This window comes from Halomonas alimentaria (assembly GCF_009902005.1).
Classification (GTDB): Bacteria; Pseudomonadota; Gammaproteobacteria; order Pseudomonadales; family Halomonadaceae; genus Halomonas; species Halomonas alimentaria.
This window is the reverse complement of record NZ_WUTT01000001.1, coordinates 203,044-215,979: the sequence shown is the minus strand read 5'-3', so window position 1 is coordinate 215,979 and position 12,936 is coordinate 203,044. Positions and strand designations below refer to the sequence as shown.

The 12,936-nt window shown below is 67.3% G+C and carries 12 protein-coding genes; 7 read left to right on the top strand and 5 right to left on the bottom strand.

The window, feature by feature from the left end; genetic code table 11:
• Positions 1-83 precede the first annotated feature (83 nt).
• The 5 genes from dapC to GRB96_RS01040 are packed head-to-tail and all read left to right on the top strand — an operon-like array spanning position 84 to position 4,302.
• The gene (gene dapC / locus GRB96_RS01060) at positions 84-1,310 is read left to right on the top strand and encodes a succinyldiaminopimelate transaminase (protein ID WP_161430048.1); all 1,227 of its coding nucleotides are present in this window, start codon (positions 84-86) and stop codon (positions 1,308-1,310) included.
• Positions 1,310-1,654, top strand: coding sequence for an arsenate reductase (locus GRB96_RS01055; RefSeq protein WP_161430047.1), 345 nt, complete (start codon positions 1,310-1,312; stop codon positions 1,652-1,654). Before dapC ends, GRB96_RS01055 begins: the two co-directional genes overlap by 1 nt.
• 54 nt (positions 1,655-1,708) lie before the next feature.
• On the top strand, positions 1,709-2,734 hold the full coding sequence (gene dapD, locus GRB96_RS01050; protein WP_161430046.1) for a 2,3,4,5-tetrahydropyridine-2,6-dicarboxylate N-succinyltransferase: 1,026 nt from the start codon (positions 1,709-1,711) through the stop codon (positions 2,732-2,734).
• Positions 2,721-3,893, top strand: coding sequence for a succinyl-diaminopimelate desuccinylase (gene dapE / locus GRB96_RS01045; RefSeq protein WP_161430045.1), 1,173 nt, complete (start codon positions 2,721-2,723; stop codon positions 3,891-3,893). Before dapD ends, dapE begins: the two co-directional genes overlap by 14 nt.
• A 7-nt stretch (positions 3,894-3,900) precedes the next feature.
• Complete coding sequence (locus GRB96_RS01040) at positions 3,901-4,302, top strand: hypothetical protein (RefSeq protein WP_161430044.1); 402 nt, start codon at positions 3,901-3,903, stop codon at positions 4,300-4,302.
• A gap of 94 nt (positions 4,303-4,396) precedes the next feature.
• On the opposite strand, the gene GRB96_RS15725 is transcribed toward GRB96_RS01040, so the two are convergent.
• On the bottom strand, positions 4,397-4,861 hold the full coding sequence (locus GRB96_RS15725; protein ID WP_276608732.1) for a cold-shock protein: 465 nt from the start codon (positions 4,859-4,861) through the stop codon (positions 4,397-4,399).
• 94 nt (positions 4,862-4,955) lie between these two features.
• Here GRB96_RS15725 and GRB96_RS01030 point away from each other — a divergent pair, with 94 nt between their 5' ends.
• Positions 4,956-5,201, top strand: coding sequence for a SlyX family protein (locus tag GRB96_RS01030; RefSeq protein ID WP_161430043.1), 246 nt, complete (start codon positions 4,956-4,958; stop codon positions 5,199-5,201).
• 241 nt (positions 5,202-5,442) lie between these two features.
• On the opposite strand, the gene trxB is transcribed toward GRB96_RS01030, so the two are convergent.
• Together trxB and GRB96_RS01020 are read right to left on the bottom strand one after the other, a co-directional pair.
• The gene (gene trxB, locus GRB96_RS01025) at positions 5,443-6,393 is read right to left on the bottom strand and encodes a thioredoxin-disulfide reductase (protein ID WP_161430042.1); all 951 of its coding nucleotides are present in this window, start codon (positions 6,391-6,393) and stop codon (positions 5,443-5,445) included.
• Between the two features lie 110 nt (positions 6,394-6,503).
• Positions 6,504-6,713 carry a zinc ribbon domain-containing protein gene (locus GRB96_RS01020; RefSeq protein ID WP_161430041.1) on the bottom strand — a complete coding sequence of 70 codons (210 nt, stop codon included), beginning with the start codon at positions 6,711-6,713 and terminating at the stop codon, positions 6,504-6,506.
• 205 nt (positions 6,714-6,918) lie between these two features.
• On the opposite strand from GRB96_RS01020, the gene acnA reads away from it, so the two are divergent.
• Positions 6,919-9,663 carry an aconitate hydratase AcnA gene (gene acnA, locus GRB96_RS01015; RefSeq protein WP_161430040.1) on the top strand — a complete coding sequence of 915 codons (2,745 nt, stop codon included), beginning with the start codon at positions 6,919-6,921 and terminating at the stop codon, positions 9,661-9,663.
• Positions 9,664-9,862: 199 nt separating this feature from the next.
• On the opposite strand, the gene GRB96_RS01010 is transcribed toward acnA, so the two are convergent.
• The gene (locus tag GRB96_RS01010) at positions 9,863-11,542 is read right to left on the bottom strand and encodes an NAD-dependent malic enzyme (RefSeq protein ID WP_161430039.1); all 1,680 of its coding nucleotides are present in this window, start codon (positions 11,540-11,542) and stop codon (positions 9,863-9,865) included.
• Between the two features lie 154 nt (positions 11,543-11,696).
• Positions 11,697-12,905: a YeeE/YedE family protein gene (locus GRB96_RS01005; protein WP_161430038.1), complete on the bottom strand. Its 1,209-nt coding sequence runs from the start codon at positions 12,903-12,905 to the stop codon at positions 11,697-11,699.
• Between the last annotated feature and the right edge of the window lie 31 nt (positions 12,906-12,936).

The following is a 12,936-nucleotide window of genomic DNA, read 5'->3' as shown; positions in this document are numbered from 1 at the left end:
TCCCTATAATCAAGCCCCTTCTCCGACAACGACTCACATAACGACGCCCGAGGCCACGGCCCAAGAGGCGCGCCTGGACGCCCATGAACCCCGATCTCGACGCCCTCAAGCCCTACCCCTTCGAGCGGCTGGCCGCCCTCAGGGCCGACGTGACGCCCCCCGAAGGGCTCGCGCACATCCCGCTGACCATCGGCGAGCCCCAGCACGCCCCCTTCGCCGCGGCGCTCGAGGCGCTGCACGCCCATCAGGACGAGTTCGCCCGCTACCCGGCCACCGGCGGCCTTGCCGAACTGCGTGAAGCGATCGGTGGCTGGGCCACGCGCCGCTTCTGTCTCGCCGGGCTCGACGCCGAGACCCAGGTGCTTCCGGTCAATGGCACCCGCGAGGCGATCTTCGCCTTCGTCCAGGCGGCACTCGACTGCACCCGTCCGGCGAAGGTGGCGATGCCCAACCCCTTCTACCAGATCTACGAGGGCGCCACCCTGCTCGCCGGCGGCGAGCCCTACTATCTCGACTGCCGCGCCGACAACGGTTTCAGGCCCGACCTCGACGCCGTGTCCGCCGACACCTGGCGCCAGGTGCAGGTCGTCTTCCTCTGCTCGCCGGGCAACCCCACGGGGGCGGTGACGCCACTGGCGGAATTCCAGCGGCTGATCGAACTGGCCGACGAACACGACTTCATCATCGCCTCGGACGAGTGCTACTCGGAGCTCTACCTGGACGAGGCGACCCCGCCGCCGGGGCTGCTCGAGGCCTGCGCGGCGCTGGGCCGCCATGACTACCGGCGCTGCCTGGTGTTCCACTCGCTCTCCAAGCGTTCCAACTTGCCGGGGCTGCGCTCCGGCTTCGTGGCCGGCGACGCCGCGCTGATCGCCCCCTTCCGGCGCTACCGTACCTATCACGGCTGCGCCATGGCCCTGCCGGTGCAGCACGCCTCCATCGCCGCCTGGAACGACGAGGCCCACGTGCTTGCCAACCGCGACGCCTATCGCGAGAAGTTCGCCGCGGTCACCGAGATCCTCGCCCCGGTGATGGAGTTTCCTGTCCCCGAGGCGAGCTTCTACCTGTGGCCGGCGGTACCCGGTGGCGACGATGAGGCCTTTACACGGGAGCTGCTGCGCCATGCCAACGTCAGCGTGCTGCCCGGTTCCTATATGGGTCGTCCCGCTGCCGACGACAGGATGGGCCGGGTCGGCAGCAGCGGCACCAACCCCGGCAGCGGTCGACTGCGCCTGGCGCTGGTCGCCGAGGCCCGGGCCACCGCCGAGGCGGCACGCCGCATCCGCGACTTCATCGAGAGGAGGCTGTGATGTTCACCCTGTACGGCATCAAGAACTGCGATACCTGTCGCCGCGCCCGCAAGGCGATGGATGGCTCGGGCATTCCCTACCAGTTCCATGACCTCCGTGAGGATGGCCTTTCCGCGCCACTGCTCGAGCATATCCTCGACAAGGTGCCGGTGCTTACAGCGCTCAACAAGCGCAGCACCACCTGGCGCAACCTGCCCGATGAGGAGAAGAACGAGGTGGATGCCAACAGCGCCCGAGAGCTGCTGCTCGCCCACCCCACCCTGCTCAAGCGCCCGCTGCTGGATACCGGCGAGGAGATTCGCGTGGGCTATCGCGACGGCGACTACGACGATCTTCAGGGCTGACCCCCGACGTTCACGACCCACATTATTATCACTCGACCCACGAGGACTCTCGACATGCTGAGCTTTGCACTCGGAACCGGCACCCAGAACACCCAGGGCGACTGGCTGGAGATCTACTACCCGGCGCCGCTGCTCAACCCGGACGACACCCTGATCGAGGCGGTCAAGCGGGTGCTGGATGTGCCGGAAGGCAACGCCGCGGTGAGCTTCCTGCCCGAGCAGTGCGCCGAGCTGGCCGGCGCCCTCAAGGCTGCCGGCCACGCCGAGCAGGCGGAGCTGGCCGAGGCCTTCGCCGGGGCGACGCGCCCGCTGGTGGCGATGTTCATCGCCGAGGACCTGCCACCGCAGAGCGCGCCCGAGGTCTACCTCAAGCTGCACCTGCTCTCCCACCGCCTGGTCAAGCCCCACGGCCTCGACCTCACCGGCATGTTCGGCCTGCTGCGCAATATCGCCTGGACCAGCGAGGGCGCCATCGACGTCCAGGAGCTGCCCGCTCGCCGCCTCAAGGCACGCCTGGAGGGCCGTCCCCTGTCCGTGGACTGTGTCGACAAGTTCCCCAAGATGACCGACTACGTGGTTCCCGGCGGCGTGCGCATCGGCGACACCGCTCGTGTGCGCCTGGGCGCTTACCTGGGCGAGGGCACCACCGTGATGCACGAGGGCTTCGTCAACTTCAACGCCGGCACCGAAGGCCCCGGCATGATCGAGGGCCGCATCTCCGCCGGCGTGATGGTGGGCAAGGGCTCGGACCTCGGCGGCGGCTGCTCCACCATGGGCACCCTCTCCGGTGGCGGCAATATCGTTATCAAGGTCGGCGAGGGCTGCCTGATCGGTGCCAACGCCGGCATCGGTATCCCGCTGGGTGACCGCTGCACCGTGGAGGCGGGCCTCTACCTCACCGCCGGCGCCAAGGTCACCCTGCTCGACGACCAGGGCCAGGAGGTCAAGACCGTGGCCGCCCGCGAGCTGGCCAACCAGGACGACCTGCTGCTGCGCCGCAACTCCCAGAACGGCCGCATCGAGTGCCTGACCAACAAGAGCGCCATCGCGCTCAACGAGGCGCTGCATGCCCACAACTGATCCTGCCGGTCTCTCGCCCACCCTGCGGCTCGCCTTCGACCTGCTGGCGCGCCCCTCGGTGACACCGGACGATCTGGAGTGTCAGGAGTTGATGATCGAGCGCCTCACGGCGCTCGGTTTTCATGTCGAGCGCCTGCCCTTCGGCGACGTCGAGAACTTCTGGGCCACCCGCGGCCACCACGGCCCGCTGCTGGCCTTCGCCGGTCACACCGACGTGGTCCCCAGCGGCCCTCATACCCGCTGGGACTTCCCGCCCTTCGAGCCCTGTATCGACGACGACGGCATGCTCCGGGGTCGTGGCGCTGCCGACATGAAGGGCAGCCTGGCGGCGATGATCACCGCGGTGGAACGCTTCGTGGCGAACCACCCCGATCACCACGGCCGCCTGGGGTTCCTGATCACCTCCGACGAGGAGGGCCCCGCGAAGGACGGCACACGCGCCGTGGTGGAACACCTGCGCGAGCGTCATGAGCGCCTCGACTACTGCATCGTCGGCGAGCCCTCCTCCACTTCCCGGCTGGGCGACGTGATCAAGAACGGCCGGCGTGGCTCGCTGGGCGGCGTACTGCATATCAGGGGCGTGCAGGGCCATGTGGCCTACCCCCACCTGGCGCGCAATCCGATCCACCAGGCGATGCCCGCGCTGGATGCGCTGACCCGGGAACACTGGGACGCCGGCAACGACTTCTTCCCGGCTACCAGCTTCCAGGTCTCCAACTTCCGCTCGGGCACCGGCGCCACCAACGTCATCCCCGGCGAGGTGGAGGTAGTGTTCAACTTCCGCTTCTCCACCGAGGTGACCCACGAGGAGCTCCGCGCGCGCACCGAAGCGATCCTCGATGTCCACGGCCTGGACTACGAGCTGGACTGGACCCTAAACGGCGAGCCCTTTCTCACCGCCGAGGGCGAGCTCGTGGAGGCCGCGGTTCGGGGCGTCGAGGAGGTCACCGGCCACACGCCTGAGCTCTCCACCAGCGGCGGCACCTCGGACGGCCGCTTCATCGCCACCCTGGGCAGCCAGGTGGTGGAGCTGGGGCCCCTCAATGCGACCATCCACCAGGTCAACGAGCGGGTGTGCGCCGCCGACCTGGACGAGCTGAGCCGCATCTACGAGGCGGTCATGAAGCACCTGTTCATCAACGGCAGCGCCCGACCCTGAGGCTTGCATGACAGCTGACAGCGAAACCCGTTACCCCGATATCGAGATCTACCTGGCCAAGGCGCCCGTGGCGTCACTCGATAAGTGGCTGGGTACGGCCATCGGCGCCGAGCCCCTGGCCCCCGCCGGCAAGGGCAAGTGGCGCACCCGCGGCCGGCTTGCCGGCGGTGAGATCCCGGTGCTGCTGGTGGAGCGTGCCGCCGACGGCTTCGCCAGCCTGTGGTTCGACAGCGCGGAGACTCCCTGGCCGGACGACGCGGCCTGCGCCCGCGCCGCCGCCATGCAGCTGGGTAGCGAGGTACGCTGTTCGCTGGGGGGGTGGCAGCCCGGCGACGAGCCCGACCGCTTCCTGCGGGTGCTCCCCGACGGCCGCGAGGAGGAGATCCACTGGCCCGACTCCGGCCACTAGCCGCAAACGACATCGCCCCGCACATGCGGGGCGATGTCGTGTCTGCGAGAGTGCAGGCGTTACTCTGGCCACGCCGACGGGCGCAGCCGCACTGCTAGGTAATCACGGTAACATCGTCGGCCTGCAGGCCCTTCTCGTTCTCCACCACGTGATAGCGCACCTTCTGGCCCTCGGCCAGGGTGCGATGACCGCGACCGCGAATGGCGCGGAAGTGGACGAAGACATCCTCGCCGCTGTCACGAGTGATGAAACCGTACCCCTTGTTGACGTTGAACCACTTCACCTCGCCGAGCTCGCGATCGTCGTTCTCGACCTCGGCCAGGTTGACCAGCTGGGGAGTAAGGACATTGACCGCCAGGGTGCCGATAAGCAGCACCAGGAAGACCGCCAGCGCGGCCGCGGCATAGACCACTGCCACGCCACCGATGGCGAGGCTATCGAACAGCGCCTCGGAGAGGGCGCCGCCGGCCAGGTGAATGAACAGGGCGATCAGCAGCGGCGCCGGGGCGGCGAGCAGCAGGCTGACCAGACTACAGCGAAACATGACCTTGCGATTCATGGACTCGAATGACTCTCTTGTTGGTAATGAACGATATTGACAACCATGGGAAGGTGCCACGGTGAACGGTGACACGCAGCGACAGGATTCTAGCATGAGCACAACACGGGCGCCCGATGCCCTGAACGAGCGCCTGGAGGCGCTGGAGAGCCGTATCGCCTACCAGGAGCACTGGCTGGATACCCTGGATCAGGCGGTCGCCGCCCAGGAGACGCGCCTGGCCAAGCTGGAGCGCATCAATGCATTGATGCAGCAGAAGATCCGCGAGCAGCAGCGGGCGCTGCAGGAGGGTGACGCGGCGCAACCTCGCCCCGAGGACGAGCTGCCGCCGCACTACTAGCACTCTGGGGAGTTGGCATGATCATCAACCAGGCCCAGCTGTCCACCTGGCCTACGCGGCACCGAACCGCGGCTTGCCCGGCGACAGTCCCCGGATCGCCGGACCGCCGAGGAGGCGCTGTGAACCCATCCCTGGGCGCTACCGACGCCATCCCTGGCGTAGGACCTCCTCTACGGACTGTCCCCGGCGCCGCTCACCTCAGTGGCTTTGACACTCGGCGTTTTTTGCCGGATGAGATGGGTTACACCTCGTCCAGATAACGCTCGGCGTCCAGGGCGGCCATGCAGCCGCTGCCGGCAGAAGTGATCGCCTGGCGGTAGACATGATCCATGACATCGCCGGCGGCAAAAACGCCCGGCACGCTGGTAGCGGTGGCGTTGCCATCGAGGCCGGACTTGACCCGGATATAGCCGCCGTTCATCTCCAGCTGCCCCTCGAAGATGCCGGTGTTGGGGCTGTGGCCGATGGCGATGAACACGCCCGGCGCGGCCAGCTCCTTCGTCTCGCCGCTCTCGGTGGACTTGAGGCGCACGCCGGTCACGCCGGTGTTGTCGCCCAGCACCTCATCCAGGGTGTGGTTCCACTCCAGCACCACCTTGCCCTCCTCGGCCTTCTGGAAGAGCTTGTCCTGGAGGATCTTCTCGGAACGCAGGCTGTCGCGACGGTGCACCAGGGTCACCTTGGAGGCGATGTTGGCCAGGTAGAGCGCCTCCTCCACGGCGGTGTTGCCGCCGCCCACCACGACCACCTCCTGGTTGCGGTAGAAGAAGCCATCGCAGGTGGCGCAGGCCGAGACTCCCTGCCCCATGAACTTCTGCTCCGACTCGAGCCCCAGATAGCGGGCACTGGCCCCGGTGGCGATGATCAGCGCGTCGCAGGTGTAGGTACCGTTGTCGCCCTTAAGGGTGAAGGGCCGCTCGCGCAGTTCCACCTCGTGGATATGGTCGAAGAGCACCTCGGTATCGAAGCGCTCAGCATGGCGCTGCATGCGCTCCATCAGCTCGGGCCCCTGCACGCCGGCGTCGTCGCCGGGCCAGTTGTCCACGTCGGTGGTGGTGGTCAGCTGGCCACCCGCCTGCATGCCGGTGATCAGCAGCGGCTTGAGGTTGGCGCGGGCCGCATACACCGCGGCGGTGTAGCCCGCCGGGCCGGAGCCGAGAATGATCAGGCGTTCGTGACGCGCATCGCTCATGGGAAAACCTCGTGGCAGTAACGTTCGAGAAAGTGGCGCCATTGTAGCAGCCACCGGCGCCCATCGCGGCCCGTCCGACGCGTCGCGTCGTCGCGTGCCCGACACGGGGGTTACATCACCTCGTCGTCGCGCCCCAGCGAGACCGTCAACGCCTCCGGGTCGCCGGGGTCGGCGTCGATGCGCACCTGGATCGGCGCGCAGCATACGTGGCAATCCTCCCAGGTGAGCTGGCTGCCCTGGGAGACATCCAGCAGCAGGTCGAAGGGCGCATCGCAGTAGGGGCAGCGCACGCGCCGTGGGATCAACGCCTCTTCATGCATGGGAACTCCCGGCCGCTGTCGGCATGTCATGGACGAGTGCCATACTGCCGGCTGGGCAACAGTGGTGGCTAGGAATCGAGATGGCGGCCGCCCGAGGGCAATTCAAGTAGCTTCCGGGCAACGCTTGAAAAGCCTGCCTATCATGACCATGTACTCTCAGACGACCAGGAAGGTTCGTTCACTCTCCGCGACGAGGAGGACTTCGATGAGCACCGATTCCATTCCCGATACCCTGCAGACCCTAGAGGCCGCGGGCAATACCTACCACTACCACAGCCTGCCGAAGGCCGCCGAGGCCCTGGGCAGCATCGACCGCCTGCCCAAGACCCTCAAGATCCTGCTCGAGAACCAGCTGCGCTTCGCCGACGACGAGAGCGTCGCCCGCGAGGACATGCAGGCGCTGGTCGACTGGCAGCAGGAGGGGCGCTCCGACCGCGAGATCGGCTACCGCCCGGCCCGGGTGCTGATGCAGGACTTCACCGGCGTGCCCGGGGTGGTCGACCTGGCCTCCATGCGGGCCGCCGTGGAGAGCCTGGGGGAGGATCCTGCGCGCATCAACCCGCTGTCGCCGGTGGACCTGGTCATCGACCACTCGGTGATGGTCGACAAGTTCGGCAATCCCACGGCGTTCAAGGACAACGTGGCCATCGAGATGGAGCGCAACCACGAACGCTACGAATTCCTGCGCTGGGGCCAGCAGGCCTTCGACAACTTCCGCGTGGTACCGCCCGGCACCGGCATCTGCCACCAGGTCAACCTCGAGTACCTGGGCAAGACGGTGTGGACCAAGGAGCAGGACGGCCGGACCCTGGCCTACCCTGACACCCTGGTGGGCACCGACTCCCACACCACCATGATCAACGGCCTGGGCGTGCTGGGCTGGGGCGTGGGCGGCATCGAAGCCGAGGCCGCCATGCTCGGCCAGCCGGTCTCGATGCTGATCCCCGAGGTGGTGGGCTTCAAGCTCACCGGCAAGCTGCGCGAGGGCATCACCGCCACCGACCTGGTGCTCACCGTGACCCAGATGCTGCGCAACCACGGCGTGGTGGGCAAGTTCGTCGAGTTCTATGGTGACGGCCTCAAGGACCTGCCGCTGGCCGACCGCGCCACCATCGCCAACATGGCCCCGGAGTACGGCGCCACCTGCGGTTTCTTCCCGGTGGATGACGAGACGCTGACCTACATGCGCCTCACCGGCCGCGACGACGCCCAGCTGGCACTGGTGGAGGCCTACAGCAAGGCCCAGGGGCTGTGGCGCGAGCCCGGCGACGAGCCGGTATTCAGCGACACCCTGGCACTGGACATGACCGAGGTCGAGGCCAGCCTGGCCGGCCCCAAGCGGCCCCAGGACCGGGTGGCGCTCAAGGACATGAAGTCGGCCTTCTCCAAGGTGATGGAGGACGACGGCAAGCCGCTCTCCACCACCGAGAAAGGCAAGCTGATGTCCGAGGGCGGCCAGACCGCGGTCGGCATCGAGGAGAGTTACGAACACGCCGACAGCCAGGACGTGGACCTCGACGGCGAGGCGTTCCGGCTCGACCCGGGGGCCGTGGTGATCGCCGCCATCACCTCCTGCACCAACACCTCCAACCCCAGCGTGATGATGGCCGCCGGCCTGCTGGCGAGGAAGGCCCGCGAGAAGGGGCTCTCCACCAAGCCGTGGGTCAAGACCTCGCTCGCACCGGGCTCCAAGGTGGTCACCGACTACCTGGCTGCCGGCGGCGTGCAGGATGACCTCAATGCCCTGGGCTTCAACCTGGTGGGCTACGGCTGTACGACCTGCATCGGCAACTCGGGGCCGCTGGCCGAGCCCATCGAGAAGGCCATCGACACAGCCGACCTCACCGTGGCCTCGGTACTCTCCGGCAACCGCAACTTCGAGGGCCGGGTGCACCCGCTGGTCAAGACCAACTGGCTCGCCTCGCCGCCCCTGGTGGTGGCCTATGCCCTGGCCGGCAACGTCCAGCTCGACCTGACCCGCGAGCCCCTGGGTACCGGCAAGGATGGCGAGCCGATCTACCTCAAGGACATCTGGCCCAGCCAGGCGGAGATCGCCGAGGCCGTGGAGCAGGTCAACACCGAGATGTTCCGCAAGGAGTATGCCGAGGTGTTCGACGGTGACGAGGTCTGGAAAGCCATCGAGGTTCCCCAGAGCAAGGTCTACCAGTGGTCCGATGACTCGACCTACATCCAGCACCCACCCTTCTTCGAGGGAATGGGCCGCGAGCCCGACGCCATCGAGGACGTCAAGGGGGCCCACATCCTGGCCATGCTGGGCGACTCGGTGACCACCGACCATATCTCGCCGGCCGGTGCCATCAAGCCCGACAGCCCCGCCGGTCGCTACCTGCAGGAGCGCGGGGTCAAGCCGGTGGACTTCAACTCCTACGGCTCGCGCCGCGGCAACCACGAGATCATGATGCGCGGCACCTTCGCCAACGTGCGCATCAAGAACGAGATGCTCGATGGCGTGGTCGGCGGCGAGACCCGACATGTTCCCTCAGGCGAGCAGATGGCGATCTATGACGCTGCCATGCGCTACCAGCAGGAGGGCACGCCGCTGGTGGTGGTGGCCGGCAAGGAGTACGGCACAGGCTCCAGCCGCGACTGGGCCGCCAAGGGCACCCGCCTGCTCGGCGTAAGGGCGGTACTGGCCGAGTCCTACGAGCGTATCCACCGCTCCAACCTGATCGGCATGGGTGTGGTCCCGCTGCAGTTCCCGCAAGGCGAGAGCCGCCAGTCACTGGGCCTGACCGGTGACGAGCGGATCTCCATCGAGGGGCTCTCCGAGCTCACCCCGGGCGGCAAGGTCAAGGTGACCATCGCCTCCGACAAGGGCGAGAAGACGCTCGAGGCGCTGTGCCGTATCGACACCGCCAACGAGCTGGAGTACTACCGCCACGGCGGCATCCTCCACTACGTGCTGCGCAAGATGATCGGTGCCGCCTAGGTAGCTACGCCTGCTTGTACGTAGACGAGAGGCATCGGGGACAGGTCTGAGAGGGGGTCCTATGCCAGGGATGGCATCGGTAGCGCCCAGGGAAGGGTTCACAGCGCCCCCGAACAGGCCTGTCGCCGAAATGCTGCCACGCAAATGATAAAGGCCCCGCCGGTTACCCGGCGGGGCCTTTATCGTTCCAGGCGAAGCATCAGAAGGAGCGGCGACGATAACGCCTGTACTCCGGCTCCCAGGAGTTGCGCTCGATGGCCTCGCGCAGCTTGATGCCATCGGTCTTCAGCGCCACGCCCTCGCCCTGGGCCTGGCCGGCCACATCGAAGGCGATCGCCTTGGATAGCTCACGGATCTTGGCGAGCGGCGGCAGCAGCGCCCCCTCGCCCTGCTTGACGATGGGTGCCTCGCGGGCCAGCGCCCGGGAGGCCGCCATCAGCATGTCGTCGGTCACCCGCCTCGCACCCGAGGCCACCACTCCCAGGCCGATGCCGGGGAAGATATAGGCGTTGTTGCACTGGGCGATGGGGATGGTGCGCCCCCCATGCTCCACCGGGGCAAAGGGGCTGCCGGTGGCGACCAGCGCGGCACCGTCGGTCCAGCGGATCACATCCTCGGGCATCGCCTCGGCCTGAGAGGTGGGGTTGGAGAGCGGCATGATCACCGGCGTCTCGCAGCCGGCATGCATGGTACGCACCACCTCCTCGGTGAAGATGCCCGGACGCCCGCAGACACCGATCAACACGCTGGGCCTGACCTGACGGATCGTCTCCACCAGCTCCTGATCGCTCCAGCCCTCGGTGAGTGCCGCCTCGTGAGCCAGACGACTCTGGAAGTCGCGCAGCCAGTCCTGGTCGTCGGTGACCAGCCCCTCGCGGTCGACCATGTAGATACGGGCGCGGGCCTCCCGGTCGGTGAGGCCCTCGGCCTGCATCGCCACCACCACCTGCTCGGCGATGCCGCAGCCGGCGGAACCGGCGCCCACGAACACCACCCGCTGCTGGGCGATGCCCTCACCACGTGCCTGGCAGGCGGCCATCAGGGTACCCACCACCACCGAGGCGGTGCCCTGGACGTCGTCGTTGAAGCAGCACAGCTCGTCGCGGTAACGCGTGAGCAGCGGCACGGCATTGGCCTGGGCGAAGTCCTCGAACTGCAGCAGCACGCCGGGCCAACGCCGCTTCACCGCAGCGATGAACTCCGCGATAAAGGCGTCGTACTCCTCCTGGGAGATGCGTGGGTGACGCCAGCCCATGTACATGGGGTCGTCGAGCAGCGCCTGGTTGTTGGTGCCCACATCGAGCATGATCGGCTGGGTATAGGCCGGGCTGATGCCGCCACAGGCGGTATACAGCGCCAGTTTGCCGATGGGGATGCCCATGCCCCCGATGCCCTGGTCGCCCAGGCCGAGGATGCGCTCACCGTCGGTGACCACGATCACCTTGACCTTCTCCTTGGTGGAGGAGCGCAGGATATCGTCCATGCGATCGCGGTCGCCGTAGTTGATGAACAGGCCACGGTGATTGCGATAGATGTTCGAGAACTCCTGGCACGCCTTGCCCACCGTGGGCGTATAGATGATCGGCAGCATCTCCTCGAGATGCTCCGAGACAAGCCGATAGTAGAGGGTCTCGTTGTCGTCCTGGATGGCGCGCAGATAGATGTGCTTGTCGAGGTCGGTCTGACACTGGCGATACTGGCGGTAGGCCCGCTCCACCTGCTCCTCGATACTCTCGACGCACTGCGGCAGCAGGCCGATCAGGTTGAACTCGATGCGCTCCTCCTGACTGAAGGCACTGCCCTTGTTGAGAAGCGGCATCTCCAGCAGCGGCGGGCCGGCATAGGGGATATACAGGGGGCGCTTGGCTTCGGTGGTCATCTCAGCTCTCGATCGGTTGACGGGAACGGGCCGTTGGCGCTCTACCGGCGCCTTGTAGCGATACTCTACCACGCACGAAAAAGCCGCGCCCCGGCCTGGGCCGGGGCGCGGATCACGCGGCAATCACGGGACACTCTCGGAGTACCGACCGGGCTCAGCAGCCCTTGGCAGCAGGCTTGAGCGCCGCTTCGCCAGTGAAGAAGAGGGGCCGCAGCTTCACCCCGAGCATGTTGCCGGCGAAGGCCGCCACCAGCCACACCCAGCCGTGCAGGCTGCCGGAGGCAATACCGCCGAAGTAGGCGCCAATATTGCAGCCGAAGGCCAGGCGAGCACCATAGCCGAGCATGATGCCGCCGATCACCGCCGCCAGTACCGAACGCGCCGGGATGCGGAAATTGGGGGCAAACTTGCCGGCAAGGGAAGCCGCCACCAGGGCGCCGACCATGATGCCGACGTTCATCACCGTGGTGATGTCGCTCCATACGCTGGCCTGCAGGGCGGAGGCATTCCAGCTCGCCTGCCAGTAGCCCCACTGGCTGACGTCGCCGCCCAGCGACTCGAAGCCCTTGGCACCCCACAAGGCGAAAGCCGACGTGATACCCCAGGGGCGGCCGGCCAGGGCCAGAGTGGCAAAGTTGAGCAGCGCCAGGGCCACGGCACCGCCCAGCAGCGGCCAGGGTCCGGTCAGCCAGCGACGGTTACCGGCATCGATCGTCGGCGCCCGCTCCAGCTGACCGTGGCGGCGCTTCTCCATCAGCACGGTGAAGCCGGCGATGGCGGCGAACAGCACCAGGCTCACCACGATGCCGCCACCGGCACCGAACTCGTTGACCAGCGACACCGGCTGGAAGGCGGGCAGGCTCTGCCACCAGCTGAAGTGAGCGGTACCGATGACCGAGCCGACGATGAAGAACGCCAGGGTGATCAGCATCCGCGCATTGCCGCCGCCGGCAGTGAACAGTGTGCCTGAGGCACAGCCGCCGCCCAGCTGCATGCCGATGCCGAACAGGAAGGCACCGAAGACCACCGACACGCCAATCGGCGACACGTAACCGTAGACGGACTGGCCGAACAGGCTGCCGGCCGAAAGTGCCGGGAAGAACAGCAACACCGCGATGGCCAGCATCACCATCTGGGCGCGCAGGCCGCGGCCGCGGCGCTCGGTGATGAAGACCCGCCAGGCGGAAGTGAAACCGAAGGCCGCATGGTAGAGCACCATGCCCAGCAGGCCACCGACCAGCATCAGGGCACCGAGCCGAATGCCAAAGACGCTGCCGACCACCAAGGCGGCGGCGACCAGGCCGGCGGTGGCCAACAGCGGCAGGGAGAGTCGGGATCGTTGGGTCAGGGCGAGTTCACTCATGGCGTGCTCTCTCGAAATCGTCAGGGGCGGG